This is a genomic window from Bradyrhizobium sp. G127 (assembly GCF_021502575.1).
In the GTDB taxonomy this organism is placed as follows: domain Bacteria; phylum Pseudomonadota; class Alphaproteobacteria; order Rhizobiales; family Xanthobacteraceae; genus Afipia.
The window spans coordinates 1,272,457-1,288,923 of sequence record NZ_JAKFGN010000002.1 but is presented as its reverse complement, the minus strand read 5'-3'; the positions used below and the strand labels follow the sequence as shown (position 1 = coordinate 1,288,923).

At 59.4% G+C, this 16,467-nt stretch carries 18 protein-coding genes; 11 read left to right on the top strand and 7 right to left on the bottom strand.

Features of this window, described 5'->3' with window-relative positions:
- Positions 1-5: 5 nt before the first annotated feature.
- The 6 genes from LVY71_RS18240 to LVY71_RS18215 all read right to left on the bottom strand — a co-directional run bounded on the left by LVY71_RS18240 (position 6) and on the right by LVY71_RS18215 (position 3,747).
- On the bottom strand, positions 6-1,115 hold the full coding sequence (locus tag LVY71_RS18240; protein WP_235101256.1) for a Zn-dependent alcohol dehydrogenase: 1,110 nt from the start codon (positions 1,113-1,115) through the stop codon (positions 6-8).
- Between the two features lie 40 nt (positions 1,116-1,155).
- A complete protein-coding gene (locus LVY71_RS18235; protein WP_235101255.1) occupies positions 1,156-1,449 on the bottom strand; it encodes a DUF6166 domain-containing protein in 294 nt (97 codons plus the stop codon).
- A 14-nt stretch (positions 1,450-1,463) separates the two neighbouring features.
- Positions 1,464-1,661 carry a hypothetical protein gene (locus LVY71_RS18230; RefSeq protein ID WP_235101254.1) on the bottom strand — a complete coding sequence of 66 codons (198 nt, stop codon included), beginning with the start codon at positions 1,659-1,661 and terminating at the stop codon, positions 1,464-1,466.
- Positions 1,662-1,686: 25 nt separating this feature from the next.
- Positions 1,687-2,085 carry a hypothetical protein gene (locus LVY71_RS18225; RefSeq protein WP_235101253.1) on the bottom strand — a complete coding sequence of 133 codons (399 nt, stop codon included), beginning with the start codon at positions 2,083-2,085 and terminating at the stop codon, positions 1,687-1,689.
- 27 nt (positions 2,086-2,112) lie between these two features.
- On the bottom strand, positions 2,113-2,904 hold the full coding sequence (locus LVY71_RS18220) for a sterol desaturase family protein (RefSeq protein WP_235101252.1): 792 nt from the start codon (positions 2,902-2,904) through the stop codon (positions 2,113-2,115).
- Between the two features lie 216 nt (positions 2,905-3,120).
- Entirely contained in the window at positions 3,121-3,747 is a 627-nt protein-coding gene (locus LVY71_RS18215; RefSeq protein ID WP_235101546.1) for a TetR/AcrR family transcriptional regulator, read from the bottom strand.
- 200 nt (positions 3,748-3,947) lie between these two features.
- Between LVY71_RS18215 and LVY71_RS18210 the strand changes: the two genes are divergently transcribed.
- From LVY71_RS18210 to LVY71_RS18170, 9 genes are read left to right on the top strand one after another with little or no spacing between them, the layout of a single operon-like run.
- Positions 3,948-4,808, top strand: a complete 861-nt coding sequence (locus LVY71_RS18210; protein ID WP_235101251.1) for an FAD binding domain-containing protein — start codon at positions 3,948-3,950, stop codon at positions 4,806-4,808.
- Positions 4,805-5,317 (top strand): (2Fe-2S)-binding protein, encoded by a 513-nt coding sequence (locus LVY71_RS18205; RefSeq protein ID WP_235101250.1) that lies wholly within the window; start codon positions 4,805-4,807, stop codon positions 5,315-5,317. Before LVY71_RS18210 ends, LVY71_RS18205 begins: the two co-directional genes overlap by 4 nt.
- Entirely contained in the window at positions 5,314-7,689 is a 2,376-nt protein-coding gene (locus LVY71_RS18200; protein ID WP_235101249.1) for a xanthine dehydrogenase family protein molybdopterin-binding subunit, read from the top strand. The genes LVY71_RS18205 and LVY71_RS18200 overlap by 4 nt, the downstream gene beginning before the upstream one ends.
- Positions 7,690-7,729: 40 nt before the next feature.
- Positions 7,730-8,980 carry an ABC transporter substrate-binding protein gene (locus LVY71_RS18195; RefSeq protein ID WP_235101248.1) on the top strand — a complete coding sequence of 417 codons (1,251 nt, stop codon included), beginning with the start codon at positions 7,730-7,732 and terminating at the stop codon, positions 8,978-8,980.
- A gap of 19 nt (positions 8,981-8,999) precedes the next feature.
- The gene (locus tag LVY71_RS18190) at positions 9,000-9,866 is read left to right on the top strand and encodes a branched-chain amino acid ABC transporter permease (protein ID WP_235101247.1); all 867 of its coding nucleotides are present in this window, start codon (positions 9,000-9,002) and stop codon (positions 9,864-9,866) included.
- An 11-nt stretch (positions 9,867-9,877) separates the two neighbouring features.
- Positions 9,878-10,870, top strand: a complete 993-nt coding sequence (locus LVY71_RS18185) for a branched-chain amino acid ABC transporter permease (protein WP_235101246.1) — start codon at positions 9,878-9,880, stop codon at positions 10,868-10,870.
- Positions 10,867-11,622: an ABC transporter ATP-binding protein gene (locus LVY71_RS18180; RefSeq protein ID WP_235101245.1), complete on the top strand. Its 756-nt coding sequence runs from the start codon at positions 10,867-10,869 to the stop codon at positions 11,620-11,622. The genes LVY71_RS18185 and LVY71_RS18180 overlap by 4 nt, the downstream gene beginning before the upstream one ends.
- Positions 11,615-12,319, top strand: a complete 705-nt coding sequence (locus tag LVY71_RS18175) for an ABC transporter ATP-binding protein (protein WP_235101545.1) — start codon at positions 11,615-11,617, stop codon at positions 12,317-12,319. Before LVY71_RS18180 ends, LVY71_RS18175 begins: the two co-directional genes overlap by 8 nt.
- Positions 12,320-12,348: 29 nt before the next feature.
- Positions 12,349-12,810 (top strand): SRPBCC family protein, encoded by a 462-nt coding sequence (locus LVY71_RS18170; protein ID WP_235101244.1) that lies wholly within the window; start codon positions 12,349-12,351, stop codon positions 12,808-12,810.
- A gap of 29 nt (positions 12,811-12,839) precedes the next feature.
- Here LVY71_RS18170 and LVY71_RS18165 read toward each other — a convergent pair whose 3' ends face one another.
- A complete protein-coding gene (locus tag LVY71_RS18165; protein WP_235101243.1) occupies positions 12,840-13,727 on the bottom strand; it encodes a LysR family transcriptional regulator in 888 nt (295 codons plus the stop codon).
- Between the two features lie 101 nt (positions 13,728-13,828).
- Here LVY71_RS18165 and LVY71_RS18160 point away from each other — a divergent pair, with 101 nt between their 5' ends.
- Both LVY71_RS18160 and LVY71_RS18155 read left to right on the top strand, forming a co-directional pair.
- The gene (locus tag LVY71_RS18160) at positions 13,829-15,322 is read left to right on the top strand and encodes a CoA-acylating methylmalonate-semialdehyde dehydrogenase (RefSeq protein WP_235101242.1); all 1,494 of its coding nucleotides are present in this window, start codon (positions 13,829-13,831) and stop codon (positions 15,320-15,322) included.
- A gap of 220 nt (positions 15,323-15,542) precedes the next feature.
- Positions 15,543-16,454 carry an ABC transporter substrate-binding protein gene (locus LVY71_RS18155; RefSeq protein WP_235101241.1) on the top strand — a complete coding sequence of 304 codons (912 nt, stop codon included), beginning with the start codon at positions 15,543-15,545 and terminating at the stop codon, positions 16,452-16,454.
- Positions 16,455-16,467: the final 13 nt, after the last annotated feature.

Genomic DNA, 16,467 nt, shown 5'->3' with positions numbered 1-16,467 from the left:
CGCTGCTAGAAATCGATCACGGTGCGGATGGTTTTCCCGGCGCGAAGAAGATCGAATCCTTCGTTGATCGATTCGAGCTTCATGCGGTGGGTGATCAACTCGTCGAGCTTCAGTCGTCCCTCCAGATAGGCCTTGGCGAGGAGTGGAAAGTCGCGCCGTGGCCGTGCGCCGCCATAGCTTGAGCGCCGCAGGCGTTTTTCGCCCATCAGCGAGCCCCAGCGGAAGCTCACATCCTTGGTCACGTCGATTTTGCCGAGCCAGATTACCTGGCCGCCGAGGCGCACGGCCTCGGTGGTTTGCCGGAAGGCGGTCGGATGGCCGGCGGATTCGAGCACGACATCCACGCCGCGACCGCCGGTCGCCGCGCGCGCTGCTTCCAGCGGGTCTTCCTTGGTGGCGTTGACGCATTTATCCGCTCCGACACGGGCGGCGATCTGCAGTTTAGCGTCATCAAGATCGACCGCGATGATGGTCCCCGCGCCGGCGAGCCTTGCACCCTGAACGGCGGCCAGTCCTACAGCGCCGCAACCGAACACCATCACTGTGTCGCCCTGGCGGATGTCCGCGACATTCAGCGCGCCGCCGACGCCGGTCATGACGCCGCATCCGATCAGGCAGGAGCGGTCGAACGGTATCTCCTTCGGCACCACAACCGCCTGCTGGGCTGGGATCACGCAGTATTCGGCGAAGGTGCCAAGATACATCAGATGGGCGAGAGGCGTTCCCGAAGCGAGGGCCGCTTTCGACATGCCGTCGAAATGCATCCCTCGCGGGCCGGCCTCGATATAGGTGTCGCACAGGATCGGCTGGTCGCGGTCGCACTGGAAACAGTGACCGCAATGTGGATTCCACGACAGCACCACATGATCGCCGACCTTGAGATGGGTCACGTTGCGGCCGATTTCCTCGATTACGCCGGAGGCTTCATGGCCGAGTACCATCGGCAACGGATTGCGAAGGGAGCCGTCGATGACCTCGAGGTCAGTATGGCAAAGACTGGTGGCGCGAATCCGCACCCTGACGTCATCCGGCTCGACGGCTGCGGCAGAAATCTTCTCGATTGCCAGCGGCGTGCCGACCTTGTGCAGCACGGCGGCGCGGAAATCTGAACTCATCAATCTGTTCCGGTGAGCGGGGCGAGAAGGGTTCGCGGCTTCAAGCGAGAGCCTTGATCGACTCGTCGATGTCCTCGGAGGTGAGCTCCCAGACATTGTCGAAGTTCGCCACGATGTTCTTCATGAACTGTTCGTGCAGGGCCTTGGCCCTGTTGGCATCGTGCAGGTGATCGTACAGCAGGGCGAAGGCGAGCTGCGCAGGCTCCGGACCCTCGTAGCTCCATTCGAAGCCGCGATCGGTGAGTGCAAACTGGTCGTAATAGGGCGACAGTGGTTTGCCGTTAGCGAACACTGCGATGCCGTCAATCGTTCTGTCGCCGATGTAGTGAGTCATGTTCTTGCCCCTCGTTACGACCGGATGCGCCGGTCGTCATCACCCTTCTTCATCACCTCAGGAAACACCCACATGGCGATGGTGGCGAACACGCCAAGGAACGCGACGGCGTAGCTCGGGCCGATTTTACCCGCTTGCGCCATGTAAAAGTAAGCCACCGCAGCTGCTAAAAGACAGCCCACGGACAGAAGGAACTTGATGCGATGCGGCATGTACCCGTCTCCGGAATGGCGATTATCAGGTGATGGATTTCAGAAAGGACGTGATGGGATTTGACGTGAACGCGCCGAGAGCGGTCAACGCCGCAGCGAGAACAAGTCCCGTGACGACCAGCCCTGTCGAACTGTTTCGCCACCGTTCCGGGATCGCCTGAAACGGCTCAGGCATAAATAGAAACAGCAAGCCTGCGACGACAACGATGCTGCTCCAGCGCAACTCGGCGACCGCATAGGCAAATGCGCCGATCAGCAGGACAACCCAAAGCACGGTGCTCACGATCACCAGCGGAACGGGAATCCTCGCGGCCCGGGACTCCAGCGGATACATGCCGGCGAGTTGAAGAAAGCCGAGACAGCACACGCTCCAGAGAGCCGTGAACCAGACAAGTTGTATGATATTCGGTTCAAGCTGATTCATTGCTCATCTCGGTTTGTCACGCTCGAATCAGGCTTTGGTTTGCTGAAGTGTGGTGGTGGCCACTCGCGGTGTCCGTGCGGTCTTGCGCATGTTTGTTTTCACATAGCGGGTGCTGTAGCCGTTGAAGATGTGACCCAGTAGACCGCGATCGAGATCTGAGGTGCCGAATACATAATCCATGACCGGGAAGGTCAGATTCATGTTGCGCTCCATCATGATCGACTGGTTGTGATGCGCGGTGTGGTGCCGGCGGATCGTGTTGACGAACGGCATGTTGCGCACGAACCAGTTCTCTTCGACATGGCAGCAGAAGTGCATGAACTCATAGATCAGGTACATCGATGTGGTGGTCGTAATCAGCAGCCAGCCGACATTTGGCGAAATGGCGTAGCCTGCCACGATTCCTGCAGGAATCGACATGAAGGTGAAAACGACGAGCGCATAAGGCGGGAAGAACGTCACGCGCCAGTCGTGATGATCGGCGAAACGCATCTCTTCTTCGGTGAAGAACTGGTGATGCATCAGGGTGTGGCGGCTGTAGACAGCGCGCAGCACCGGAATATTGGATGGCCGATGCATCACATAGCGGTGCACGGCCCACTCGAAGAAGTTTGCGATCAGGAAGACGGCGGGAATGGTCAGCAATTCCCAGGCGCGCACGTCGCGCATGTTGGCGATGTACACGTAAAGCGCTGTGAACCCGATCGTGTAAATCAGCAGGATATGAAGCCAGCCGTTGTACCAGCCGGCGACACGCTCCCGATAGGTCGCCCGATATTTCCGCTGTCGGTCCGTCATGACGGTCTGAACGAGTTCCATCGCCGCTCTCTCCGAATTTATCCCAACTGACATATCAGTAACATATCAATACGGAGGTGCCAACTGCAGAACTGCATTTTTCTACGGGATTTTTCCGTACTGATGGCTGTTCAGGAACCGGGGGAAGGATCGCGGATACGACGACCCGTGCGCGACGGCCGCCGCCGGCGGGTTTCCTGTGCGGAGAGGTTCACTTCAAAGCGTGCTGAACGAGGGTTACGGCTTCTGTGGTGGCACAAGCTCTGGCATCAAGCCCTTTGCGCCATCGAGAAATGTCCGAACAGCATCGACGACGATGGTGTCCAATTGCTTCGGCGTCGGGGTGTCATACACGAAGCGGCGGATCGCCATATAAAAGATGCGCCCGTGTAATCCCCAGAACATTTCCACTTCACGTTCCGAGAGCGGTGCTACGTCGCGCGCGGGCAGTTTGAGTTCGTGGCGTAGTTCGCTGCAGGCCGGCTCGATGATTTCCTTCCGGACGATCTCAAGGTAGCGCTTGGTGATGTCGAAGGATTTCATGCCCGAGAAGACGAAGATCCTCACCCAGTTGTACTCGAAGACCTGCTCGACATACTCGAGATAGAAGCGAACCAGCCGCATCTGCAAGGGAATACTTCGATCCCGGATCAGGTCGCTCCATGATGGCGACCAGCGGCTGAGATAAATCTCTTCATAGACGCGCTCGATCAGCGCCTCCTTGCTCGGGAAGTGCCGGTAGATTGCGGAATGGGTGATGCCCATTCGCTTGGCAAGCTCGCGCGTTTGTCCGCCGAAACCGTGCTCCGCAAAAAAGCGGACCGCCTGGTCGACAATGAAGCGTTCGCGATCCGCCGCCCGCATGTTGCGGCGCGGTGTTTTCTTGGCTGGTTTAATTGCTTTTTTTGCCATCTGGGTTCGGTGCGTTGCGGGATACCGAGATACCTTATTCGCAAAAAGTGACCAAATGGTCTTTTGTGATTGACGGAGCTTCCGCGGCGTGATCTAGATTTAAGACCAGATGGTCACAATTCTGGACGCATAAAACGAACCGGGGGGCGTTTTTGAAGGCCCGAGCATTTCGCTATGTGCGGCCCGTCACGGTCGCAGAGGCGCTTGAGACATTCGCAAATTTTGGCGAGGACGCGAGCTATATCGCGGGCGGTCAGAGTCTTGTGCCTGCGCTCGCGTTGCGATTGCAGGCTCCCGAAGTCCTGATCGACATTGCACATGTTGAATCGCTGCGCGGCATCGAACTGCAAGGTGAGTGGTTGCGGATCGGAGCGCTGACACGGCATTGCGAGGTCATGACCGATCCTCTCATCGCCAAACATGCTCCGCTGTTTCGGGAAGCTGCGCCTCACGTCGCGCATCCTGCCATTCGCAACAAGGGCACTCTCGGGGGGAGTATCTCCCATGCGGACCCGGCCTCGGAATTTCCCGCAATGGCGCTGGCGATGTGTGCCGAACTGGAAATCACAAGCCGCGAAGGAACGCGCCGCGTTCCCGCCGATGATTTTTTCCTCGATCTGTTTCAGACCGCGATCAAGCCTGGCGAACTGCTCGTTGCGATCCATGTGCCGGTGGTCCGCCCCTCGCATCGCTGGGCCTTCGATGAACTGGCGCGCCGCCGTGGCGACTTCGCGTTGGTCGGCCTCGGAATTCTCGCCGAGTTCACGGATGGCGTGATTGCGCAGGTGCGCATCGTATTCTTTGGCGTCGGCAATACGCCCGTGCGTTCCCGGCGGGCCGAGGAAGCCCTCACTGGCCGTAGCCTGAACCAAGAGGCTATCGTTGCGGCGCAGGCTGTTGTCGGCGACGATCTTGAACCGCCGGAGGATGAACAGGTGCCACCGGAGATGCGGCTGCATCTTGCCCGCGTTCTGCTCGGCCGGCTGCTTGGCCGGATCATGGAGCCGGAATGACCGAGACCGTCGCCATCAAGCTGACTGTAAACGGCATCGCTGTCTCGAGCAGTGTCGCGCCGCGCGACACACTCGCCGATTTCCTGCGTCAGACGCTTGAACTGACCGGTACGCACACCGGATGCGAGATGGGTGTCTGTGGCGCGTGTCTCGTTTTGCTGGATGATCGCGTAGTGCACTCCTGCCTGACGTTTGCGGTGCAGGCAGACGGCTCGACGATCGAGACCATCGAAGGGCTCAGCGAACGCGCCGTCATTGCCGACATCCAGGATGCGTTTCATCAGCGCAATGCTTTGCAGTGCGGATTCTGCACCCCCGGGGTACTGATGACCGCTCACAGTTTATTGTCCCAGCCGGGCGTGCCTTCGCGTGAGGATATTCGCGATGCGCTGTCGGGCAACTATTGCCGTTGCACCGGCTACGAGGCGATCGTTGATGCAATCGAGCGCGTTGCACAAAGTCGCGCCGGTGCGCCAACCGCGCAAGAACACGGGGAGGTCAGGGCATGAACGGGCCGCTGACCTCGCTCGATCGTCCGAATTCCTATATCGGCCGCTCGGTTCCGCGCCCCAATGCAAAACGGCTTCTTGCCGGACGCGGACGTTACGTATCGGACATCGTGCTCCCGCGCATGGTGCATGCCGCATTCGTGCGCAGTCCACATGCCCATGCGCGTATCGTATCCATCGATGCGGAAGCCGCACGCAAGATGCCAGGCGTCCGGCTGGTGGCGAAAGGGGAGGACCTTGCGCGTCTCTGCGCGCCGTGGGTCGGCACGCTTGATCATTTCAAGGGCATGAAATCGCCGCCCCAACTGCCGCTGCCGATCGAGAAGGTGGTTTGGTCGGGACAGGCTGTGGTTGCTGTCGTCGCGGACACGCGCGCAATGGCCGAAGATGCGGCCGAGGCAGTCTATGTCGAATTTGAGGAGCTTCCGGCGGTCGTCGATATAGATGAAGCGCGAGAGCCCGGCTCGCCGGTGATTTCGCCCGAACTCGGCGACAACGTCTGTTATCGCGGAAAAATCGACACCGGCGGCGTGGACGAGATTTTTGCAGACGCTGCGCATGTTGTGGAAGGCGAATTCCACTTTGGCCGTCATACTGCGGTAACGATGGAGCCGCGTGCGATTGTCGCCGATTACGATCCGAACGAACCGCGGCTGACGGTGCATCACGCAACGCAGACACCTTACCAGTTCCAGGACATCTACGCCCGGCACTACAGCATCCCCGAAGCCTGCGTGCGTGTGATCGCGCCCGACATTGGTGGGTCGTTCGGCATGAAGCTGCACATGTATCATGAGGAGATGGCGGTGGTGGGCCTGAGCATGATGCTGGGCCGCCCTGTTAAATACGTGGCAGATCGGATCGAGTCGTTCGTGTCCGATATTCACGCGCGCGACCATCGGGTCCGAGCGCGCATGGCGACCGATGCCGACGGCACCATCCTCGCCATGGATGTGGAAGACGTAACCGGTATCGGTGCGTTTTCTGCGTATCCGCGCACCAGCGTCGTTGAGGGCAATCAGGTTTACCGGCTGATGGGCGCGCCCTACGGCTTCCAGAATTACCGGGCCGACCTGCAAGTCGTATTTCAGAACAAGGTGCAGATGAGCCAATACAGGGCCGTCGGGCATCCGATTGCCTGCACCGTCACCGAGCGGCTGGTGGATATGGTCGCGGCGAAGACCAGTCTCGATGTCTTCGATGTCCGCACACGCAACCTGATCCCGGACGATGCCTACCCGTGCGCATCGCCGACCGGCTACAGGTTCGAAGCGCTGTCCCATCATGCCTGTCTCGCCAGACTGCGGGCGATGATGAACTATGATCGCCTTCGCGCCGAACAATCGGAATTCAGAAAGCGCGGTATTCATCGTGGCATCGGCATCGCCGCGTTCGTTGAAATCACGAACCCGGGACCGGCGTTCTATGGTGTCGGCGGCGCGCGCATTTCCGCGCAGGATGGCGCGATTATCAAGATTACGCCGTCCGGCGATATCCATTGCCTCATCTCGGTCACCGAACTGGGGCAGGGCACCGAAACCATTATTGGCCAGATCGTCGCCGATCGTCTGGGCGTCCATCGCGCGCGGGTGAAGGTCATCACCGGCGACACGGAAGTGACGCCGCATGGTGGCGCGACCTGGGCCTGCCGCGGAGCGGGCATCGGCGGCGAGACCGCGCTTCAGGCAGCGAACAAACTCAAGAGCAATGTACTTTCGGTCGCAAGCGCTATTTTGCAGGAGCAACCGGACAGGCTCGATATTCAGAACGGCTGGATCGTCGACGCGGCCACGGCACAACAGCGCATCGAGCTCGCCGAAATTGCTAGGATTGCCTATTTCCGGTCTGATACATTGCCCCCCGGCACGCAGGCGCAGCTCTCGGTCGTTCATCATTACGCCCCGCAGGGTTATCCCTTCGCATTCACGAACGGGTTGCAGGGTTGTCACGTCGAGCTAGATGTTGAGACCGGCTTCGCCAAAATCCTGAAACACTGGGTTGTCGAGGATTGCGGCCGTGTCATCAATCCGATGCTGGTAGACGAGCAGATACGCGGCGGAGTGGTGCAGGGGCTTGGCGCCGCGTTCTTTGAGGAGTGCATCTATAGCGAGAGCGGACAGCTCACCAACGGTTCACTCGCAGACTATCTCGTACCCATGGCGGTCGAAATGCCGGACATCGAGATTGCCCACGTCGAGACGCTCACGATGGATACACAGCTAGGCGCCAAGGGAGTCGGAGAGGCCGGCACTGCGGCGGCCTCGGCTGCTGCGCTTAATGCGATCAATGATGCGATGGCGCCGTTCGGGGCTTCCATCGCTCAGGTGCCGATGACGCCGGGCAGAATCCTGAAGGCATTGGGAAGGTTCTAACGAAGCCAACAATCGATAAACTAATATGGAGGAGGAAACTATGACGGACGTAATCCGAAATATTGCTCAACGAAAAATTTCCCGCCGTAGCGCGCTGACGGCCCTCGGCGCAGGCGCAAGCTATCTGGCCATGCCGTGGGTCGCGCGTGCGGCAGATGACACCATTCGCATCGGCTTTCCGACGCCGCTGACCGGCCCCTTTGCCGCGGAAGCCAAGGATCAGGTCAAGAGCGCCGAACTCGCCGTCAAGCAGTTCAACGACAAGAGCGGCATCGGCGGCCGCAAGGTCGAACTGCTGGTGCGGGATGATAAGCTGAACGGCGGCGAAGCCGCGACGCGCACGCTGGAGCTGATTGAGAAGGACAAGGTACATGCGATCGTCGGATCGCTTTCGAGCGCTGTGCAGCTTGCAGTTAACGAGGTGACTCGGGCGCGCGGCGTCCTTTATGTGTCGATCAGCCAGTCCGACACCATCAACGAGGTCAAGGACTTCAGCAAGTACACTTTCCACGAGGCCCTCAACCCGACGATGACAGCCGGCGCTGTGGCGCGTCATACCTTCAAGAAGGGCTCGAAGGTCGCCTATCTTTCGGCCGACTATGCCTACGGGCACGAGATGCTGCGCGGCTTCAAACGGGCACAGGCTGCTATCGGTGCGGAAAGCGTGGGCGAGATACTGCATCCGTTCGGCGCGGCCGATTACTCGACCTTCATGCCGCGCCTGCGGTCCATGCGTCCCGACATCCTGTGCATCAGCAATTTCGGCCGCGATCAGGCCAATTCGATCAAGCAGGCGGTCGATTTCGGCATGAAGCAGCAAATGAAGATTGTGGTTCCGGTGCTGCTGCACAATCAACGGCTCGCTGTCGGTCCTGAGGTTTTCGAAGGCGTTGTCGGCGGCGCTAACTACTATTGGGGCCTCGAAAGCCAGATTCCGTCCGCAAAGGCCTTCAATGATGCCTATCGCGCCGCCAACGGTGGTGCGATTCCGACCGACTATGGCGCCTACGGCTACACCGGCGTCTACTCATTGCTGCTCGCGATGCAGGCGGCCGGCGGCACTGACACCGACAAGGTCATCTCCGCGCTGGAGGGTCTCAAGTACGACGTCGCGAAGGGTCCGCAGCGCTACCGCAAGTGCGACCATCAGTCGGTGCAGTCGGTGCTGGTTCTCGAATCCAAGAAGAAAGCCGAGATGAAGAACGAGATGGATCTGTTCCAGGTCGTCGCGAATGAAGCGGCTTCCGAAGACGTTCTGCGGAGTTGCACCGAACTCGGCTTCCCCGCCTAACAGGAAAGCCAAGCCTCCAATGGATGCAGAACTCATATTGATGCAGCTCTTCTCCGGAGTTGCCCTTGGCGCGATCCTTGTCATCGCCGCGCTCGGCCTGTCGATTATTTTCGGCATGCTGGGTGTGGTGAACTTCGCACACGGCGCGCTATTCATGGTGGGCGCTTATGCTGGACTATGGGTGGCGTCCCTCACGGGCAGCTTCTGGTGGGGGCTGCTGGTCGCGCCGATCATGATTGGCATGTTCGGCATGATCATCGAGTTCGTTCTGGTGCGTCCCTTGTATGGCCGCTCGATCGACGATCCGCTCTTGCTCACCTTCGGATTGAGCTACGTGCTGGTGGAGGCCGTGCGCATGATCTTCGGCAGCGACGGGATTCCGTTCCCGACGCCGCCGCAACTCACGGGCGTTGTCGATCTCGGCGTCGGATTCTTCCCGATCTACCGTCTGTTCGTGATCGGGGTCATCATCGCCGTGCTGCTGCTGCTGTGGCTTGGTCTTGAAAAGACGAAGTTCGGTCTGATCGTGCGGGCTGGTGCGCGTGACCCGACCATCATGCGGGTGCTCGGTGTCGATATCGGCAAGGTCTGGTTGCTGGTATTCGGTCTTGGCGTGGGACTAGCGGCGCTTGGCGGCGTGCTTGCCGGGCCGATGCGTAGCGTCAATCCGGAAATGGGATCACTGGTACTTGCAGAAGCGTTTGTCGTCACCGTGATCGGTGGTCTCGGTTCACTGCTTGGATCAATCATCGCCGGGCTGCTGGTCGGGATTGCAATCAGCATGACCGCGCTGTTTGCGCCGGAAATGGCGACCATCGTGATGTTTGCGCTGATGGCGGTCGTCCTCCTGATCCGGCCGCAAGGCCTGTTCGGCAAACTCGCGTAACGGAGCGGAACATGACATCTCCCGCCCTTGCCGCACCTGCCTTGTCCACCGAGCGCAAGCCGTCCGGGCTTACCACGACGGTGACGACGTATCGGGTGCCGCTATCGATCGCGGCGCTCTGCCTGCTGCCATGGGTGCTGCCGTCTCAGGCTCTGGCCGTAAACGTTCTCGTCTACGGCGTCCTCGCAGTCGGCTACAACTTGCTGTTTGGCTACACCGGCATGCTGTCGTTTGGGCACGCGGCCTTCTTCGGTGCCGGCGCTTACATCGCTGGCATCGCAATCGGGAAATTCGGCATCCCTTGGTATATTGCGGTACCGCTCGGTGTTCTCGGCGGCGGCCTGCTGGCATTCATCATTGGCGCGTTGTCGACGCGGACGCGCGGCATCTACTTCTCGATGGTGACGCTCGCTCTGGCGCAACTCGTTTATTATGTCGCGCTGCAGGCGTCATCGTGGACGGGAGGCGAGAACGGCCTCCGCGGGTTGACTGTGAACAGGATCAATCTGTTCGGCTGGAGCATCAATTTCCTCGATCCGGTCAACAAGTACTACATACTGATGATCTTCGCGGCGCTCGCGTTGTGGGTCGTATCACGCATTCTGAATTCATCGTTCGGAGCTGCGATCGAAGCCATTCGGGAGAATGAGCGGCGCGCGCGTACCTGCGGGTTCAATGTCGAGCGCACCAAGCTGCTGTCGTTCACGCTTTCGGGCCTGATCTGCGCGCTGGCCGGAACGATGTCGGCGCTTCATCTTGCCTTCGTGCCGCTGGATGTGCTGCATTATCACACCTCCGGCATGATCGTGATGATGACCCTGCTCGGCGGCGCACGGAGTTTCTTCGGTCCGTTCATCGGGGCATTGGTTTTCCTTTTGATGGAGGACGTGTTCTCGCTATGGACATCGCATTGGCAGATCATCGTCGGCTCCATCTTCATTCTTTTCGTTCTGTTCCTGCCCAAGGGAATTTGGGGCACCTTTCTGTCGAAGGTCATGCGATGAGCGCGCCGCTTCTTGCCGTTGAAAATATCGGACGAAGGTTCGGCGGATTTGTTGCGCTGGAGGGAGTGACTGCCGCTTTCCAGCCGGGCAAGGTGACGTCGATCATCGGGCCGAATGGCGCAGGCAAAAGCACATTCTTTAATGTGCTTTCCGGTGTGCTGACGCCGTCAAGCGGATCGATCAGTTTTAAGGGCAAGGATCTGAAGGGCACCCGGCAGCACGAGTTCGTGCATCTCGGCATTGCGCGATCCTATCAGATTACAAACATCTTCCCGGATCTCAGCGTGCATGAGAACGTGCGCGTCGCGGCGCAGGCGAGTCAGTCGCGTTATAACATCTGGACCAATCGCGACAGATTTCCAGAGTTGAGCGCAAAGGCCGACACGGCACTTGAAGCCGTCGGTCTGACCGGAAAACGCGACGAAACCGCGAAATTTCTGGCGCATGGTCAGCAGCGTGCGCTCGAGATCGCAATTGCGCTGATCTCAGACCCCGAGGTGCTGCTGCTCGATGAGCCGACGGCAGGGATGGGGCCTGAAGAAACCAAGGAAATGGTGGCGCTGCTGGAAAAGCTCGCCACGCAGCGGACGATTCTCCTTGTGGAACATAAGATGAAAATGATCCTCGGTCTCAGCGACCGTATTCTCGTCTTGCATCATGGCCGCCTGATCGCTGACGGCACGCCGCGTGACATTCAGACGGACCGGGAGGTCCGTCGCGTCTATCTGGGACAGAACGATGGCTATGCTTGAAACCAAGGATCTCCACGCCTGGTATGGCGCAAGCCACACGCTGCATGGTGTGTCGATTTCGGTTGGGCAGGGCGAAGTCGTCGCTCTTGTCGGCCGGAACGGTGCCGGAAAAACCACCACGATTCGCTCCATCATGGGGCTGATGTCAAAGACCACGGGCAGCGTGACCTTCGACGGCACCGATCTTATGCCTCTGCGCGCGCATCAGCGGTTCAAGCTCGGCCTTGCATATGTTCCGGAGGAGCGCCGGATCGTTCCCGGTCTGACCGTGCGCGAAAACCTCCAGCTCGGTCTGGTCGCCAGCGCCGCCGGTATCAACGAGCGCGTCGCGATTGATGAAATCGCGGAGAGCTTTCCTCGCCTGAAGGAGCGGCTCGATCAGGAAGCGGTCACGATGTCCGGTGGCGAACAGCAGATGCTGGCCATTGCCCGCGCGACCATCGCTAAGCCGAAAATGATCCTGCTTGATGAGCCTTCCGAAGGCATCATGCCGGTGCTGGTGGAAGAGATGGGCGTGCTGTTCCGCCGCCTGCGAGATCAAGGTGTCACGCTCCTGCTGGTCGAGCAGAATGTGGAATGGGCATTGCGTCTCGCCGACCGGGCAATTGTTATCGATCAGGGCGAGGTGGTTTACGAAAGCAGCGCGGCGGCTCTGCTGGCCGATAAATCCATCCAGGAGCGCTACTGCGCAGTCTGAATTGTTTTCCTTTTGATCCGGGTGCTCCCATGCAAATGAATGACAGCCAGCGTATTCCAGCTTCGCGGGAAAAGGTTTGGATGGCCCTCAACAATCCAGAGGTTCTGAAGCAATGCATTCCGGGTTGCCAGGAACTCGACATGACGTCGCCGACCGAGATGACGGCGAAAGTAGTGATCAAGGTCGGGCCGGTGAAGGCGACGTTCGGCGGCAAGGTGACCCTGAGCGATCTCGATCCGCCGAACGGTTACAAGATTACCGGAGAAGGCTCTGGCGGGGTTGCGGGCTTCGCCAAGGGTGGTGCCGCGATCAGGTTGGAAGCCATCGGGGACAATGAAACGATCCTGCATTACGAGGTCGACTCGCAAATCGGCGGTAAACTGGCTCAGCTGGGCGGCCGGTTGATCGATTCTACCGCAAAGAAGCTTGCTGGCGAGTTCTTCGCCAAGTTTGGCGCGATCGTTTCGGAAAGCGCGAACAGCGCAGCTTAGCTTATCGGCGTCGACAGAAGTCGGCACCGTTAGGCCACGATGAACTGGCTCCGCGCTTCGCGGACCTTGGCGACGATATAGCGGCGGACTTCCCGGACCTTGCGGGTTTCGTGCGTATCGGGATGAGAAACGAGCCAATAGCTTCTGGTGAAGCGGATGCCGGGCAGAATTCGCTTCAATTCCGGATAACGTTCGGCGGCGTAGTCATGAAGGATGCCGACGCCATGTCCAGCGCGAACGGCCTCGACCTGTCCGACCACGCTGCCGCATTCGTAACGGCGGGTCACCAGTTCGCCGAGCGTCGAAGCATAGTCTAACGCGCGGCTGTAGATGATGTCATGAATGTAGGTGATGAGCAGATGATCGGCCAGGTCGTTCGGCTTCTGAATGGTGGCAGCCCGCTTCAGGTAATCGTCTGACGCATAGACGCTCAATGTATAGTCGGTGAGTTTCGTGGAAATTAGCCGGCCTTCAGTGGGACGTTCGAGCGTGACGACGATATCCGCTTCGCGTTTGGCCAGTGAAAACGTTCGCGGCAGGGCGACCAGCTGCACGACAAGCGCGGGATTTGCCGCCGCAAATGCGCCGAGCTGATTGGCCAGAAAATAGTTTCCAAGACCGTCGGGAGCACCGATTCTCACCGTTCCGGAAACCTTCTCAGCCACGGACGTGAGTTGCGACCCCACGCGCAGGAGTTCGGATTCCGCGCGTTCCGCGGCGGCCAGCAGCGCGACGCCTGATGGTGTCAGCGACGATCCCGTCGTTTGGCGGTTTACCAGCCTTGTTTTGAGGTCCTTTTCCAGCGCGGTCAGCTTGCGCGCCACCGTCGCATGATTGAGTTTGAGGCGCTTGGCCGCACCAAGGATTTGGCCGGTGCGCGCGACCTCGAGAAAAATCCGAACTTTGTCCCAATCCATTGGATGACTCTATTTGCTGCACATCGAAGCCGCAATACTTCACGTTGTCCGCCGCCGAAGAGACGCGCAAAGACCGTCGAAATATCAGAGGGAGAGTTTCTATGGCTTCGGAAATCAAGCACTATATTGGTGGCCAACTTGTCGCTGGCCGTAGCGGTCGGACATCGCCGGTCTTTAATCCTGCGACGGGCGAGCAGACCGCGGTGGTCGGCCTCGCCAGCACGGCCGAGGTCAATGCGGCGGTGGCTGCCGCGCGCGCGGCAGCGGAAGGCTGGGGCGATACGCCGTCATTGCGTCGCGCCCGGATTCTCAACCGCTTTCTGCGGATCGCCGAAGATCGAATCGATGACCTCGCCGCAGTGATTACCTCCGAGCACGGCAAGACGTTGTCGGATGCCAAGGGCGAAATTCAGCGCGGGCTGGAAGTCGTCGAGTTTGCGGTCGGTGCCCCTCAGCTTCTGAAGGGAGAAGTCAGCGAGAATGTCGGCACGCGCGTTGACAGCTTTGGCGTGCGCCAGCCGCTCGGCGTTGTCGCGGGCATCACTCCGTTCAATTTCCCGGCCATGGTGCCCATGTGGATGTTTCCGGTAGCGCTGGCCTGCGGCAATACCTTTATCCTCAAGCCGTCCGAGCGCGATCCGTCCGCAGCGCTGATCATTGCGCAGTGGCTGGCCGAAGCAGGTCTTCCCGCCGGCGTGTTTAATGTCGTGCATGGCGACAAGGAAGCGGTCGATGCGCTGCTTCTGAACCCGGATGTCGAGGCCATCAGCTTTGTGGGATCGACGCCGATCGCACGCTACATCTACTCCACCGCAACAAGCACAGGTAAGCGCTGTCAGGCGTTGGGCGGCGCCAAGAACCACATGGTCGTGATGCCGGATGCGGATCTCGATCAGGCGGCTGATGCGCTGATGGGTGCAGCTTACGGTTCTGCTGGTGAGCGCTGTATGGCGATTTCGGTTGCGGTTCCGATCGGCGAGAAGACGGCGGATGCTTTGATCGCGAAGCTGGAGCCGAAAATCCGGTCCTTGAAGGTCGGTTCCGGATTCAATGCGGAATCCGAAATGGGGCCTTTGGTAACCCGGCAGCATCTCGACAAGGTTCGGGGTTACATCGATTCCGGCGTTGCGGAAGGCGCGAAGCTGGTTGTCGATGGCCGCGATTTCCGTTCCAACGAGGGCGGCTACTTCATCGGTGGCACGTTGTTCGATCACGTGACCACGGACATGAAGATCTACAAGGAAGAGATTTTCGGCCCGGTGCTCGGTGTAGTGCGTTCGCCCGACTACGCGGCGGCGGCGAAAATGATCAATGACAACGAGTACGGGAACGGCACTGCGATCTTCACGCAGAATGGAGACGTGGCCCGCGAGTTCGCGCACCGCATCCGTGTCGGCATGGTCGGCATCAATGTGCCGATTCCGGTACCGGTGGCATTCCATTCGTTCGGTGGATGGAAGGCGTCGCTGTTCGGCGATCATTCCATGCACGGCCCGGAGGGAATTCGGTTCTATACGCGGCTCAAGACCGTCACCAGCCGCTGGCCGACAAGCATCGGTCAGGGGCCTGAGTTTGTCATGCCAACGATGAAGTAGATGAATCCCTAAGCTTGCGGCCAGCCTGACTTGTTCAGGTTGGCCGCAGGTCTCGAAAGTGGTGGGTGGCTAAATTTTTTGCAGCTTTTGCCTATTTCGTGACGCGGGGCGATCCAACTTTTAGTGCGCTCTGGGACAAGCCGTCCCTGACATCTGACACTACGCTTCCTTCGAGCTTGGAACATGGCGCAGCCATGACAACGTCGAAGGAGAAAACCAGATGCAGACGCGTTTTTTCACGAGAGTGCCGCTGCGGCGGCTTTATGCTGCGGGATTGCGTAGCGCTGTTCTTGGCACAGTTCTTATCACGAGCCTTGGTGTCCCCACGAAGGCGGAGGCGGCCACACCGGCTGCCTGTGCTGCCTTGCAGGAAAAATACCCCGACTGGAAGGGCAAAACGCTTGTCAATGCCATCAATCCGCATACCCCTGGCTATGAATCGATCGATCCCAAGGATCCCAGCAAGTATGTCGGATTCGACATCGATCTCGGCGAAGCGATCGGCGAATGCCTCGGCTTCAAGCTGACCTACAAGGCTGTGACTTTTGCGGCGCTGCTGACGACGCTTGCCGCCGGCCAGGCCGACATCGTGATCTCGGACATCTACGCGACAGAAGAGCGGGCCAAGGCTGCTGACTTCATCACCTATTCCAAGGTCTTCGACGGCGTGCTGGTCGCCAAGGGAAATCCAAAGAAAATCGACGGCATCAATCTATCGATGTGCGGTGCGGCGGCAGCCGAAAACACTGGCTATGTCGAAGTGCCGCTGATTCAGGCCCTGGCGCCGCAGTGCAAGGCGGCAGGCAAGCCGGAGCCGACCATCCAGCTCTATGACAACAATGCCAACTGTATTCAGGCGATCCTTGCCGGGCGTGCCGACACCTATGTCAACGACGTCAACACGGTCGACAATGCAGTGAAGGCCTATCCCGACAAACTCGAGAAGGCGATCGCGGTGACGATTCCCTATTCGGTCGGTATCGCCGTTCCGAAGAACAAGCCGAAATTCCGCGACGCGGTGAAGGATGCGCTCACCGAAATCTACAAGTCGGGAGATCAGCTTGCGCTGCTCAAGAAGTGGAATCTCGATCCGAACAATCTCATGGAGCCGGGCCTCCTGGTGGTGAAGTAAGGCGGCCGGTTCT

Bases quoted from the DNA above. Each gene is read 5' to 3' on its own strand.
- LVY71_RS18240 (WP_235101256.1), bottom strand. From the start codon at position 1,115: ATGAGTTCAGATTTCCGCGCCGCCGTGCTGCACAAGGTCGGCACGCCG.
- LVY71_RS18235 (WP_235101255.1), bottom strand. From the start codon at position 1,449: ATGACTCACTACATCGGCGACAGAACGATTGACGGCATCGCAGTGTTC.
- LVY71_RS18230 (WP_235101254.1), bottom strand. From the start codon at position 1,661: ATGCCGCATCGCATCAAGTTCCTTCTGTCCGTGGGCTGTCTTTTAGCA.
- LVY71_RS18225 (WP_235101253.1), bottom strand. From the start codon at position 2,085: ATGAATCAGCTTGAACCGAATATCATACAACTTGTCTGGTTCACGGCT.
- LVY71_RS18220 (WP_235101252.1), bottom strand. From the start codon at position 2,904: ATGGAACTCGTTCAGACCGTCATGACGGACCGACAGCGGAAATATCGG.
- LVY71_RS18215 (WP_235101546.1), bottom strand. From the start codon at position 3,747: ATGCGGGCGGCGGATCGCGAACGCTTCATTGTCGACCAGGCGGTCCGC.
- LVY71_RS18205 (WP_235101250.1), top strand. From the start codon at position 4,805: ATGACCGAGACCGTCGCCATCAAGCTGACTGTAAACGGCATCGCTGTC.
- LVY71_RS18200 (WP_235101249.1), top strand. From the start codon at position 5,314: ATGAACGGGCCGCTGACCTCGCTCGATCGTCCGAATTCCTATATCGGC.
- LVY71_RS18195 (WP_235101248.1), top strand. From the start codon at position 7,730: ATGACGGACGTAATCCGAAATATTGCTCAACGAAAAATTTCCCGCCGT.
- LVY71_RS18190 (WP_235101247.1), top strand. From the start codon at position 9,000: ATGGATGCAGAACTCATATTGATGCAGCTCTTCTCCGGAGTTGCCCTT.
- LVY71_RS18185 (WP_235101246.1), top strand. From the start codon at position 9,878: ATGACATCTCCCGCCCTTGCCGCACCTGCCTTGTCCACCGAGCGCAAG.
- LVY71_RS18180 (WP_235101245.1), top strand. From the start codon at position 10,867: ATGAGCGCGCCGCTTCTTGCCGTTGAAAATATCGGACGAAGGTTCGGC.
- LVY71_RS18175 (WP_235101545.1), top strand. From the start codon at position 11,615: ATGCTTGAAACCAAGGATCTCCACGCCTGGTATGGCGCAAGCCACACG.
- LVY71_RS18170 (WP_235101244.1), top strand. From the start codon at position 12,349: ATGCAAATGAATGACAGCCAGCGTATTCCAGCTTCGCGGGAAAAGGTT.
- LVY71_RS18165 (WP_235101243.1), bottom strand. From the start codon at position 13,727: ATGGATTGGGACAAAGTTCGGATTTTTCTCGAGGTCGCGCGCACCGGC.
- LVY71_RS18160 (WP_235101242.1), top strand. From the start codon at position 13,829: ATGGCTTCGGAAATCAAGCACTATATTGGTGGCCAACTTGTCGCTGGC.
- LVY71_RS18155 (WP_235101241.1), top strand. From the start codon at position 15,543: ATGCAGACGCGTTTTTTCACGAGAGTGCCGCTGCGGCGGCTTTATGCT.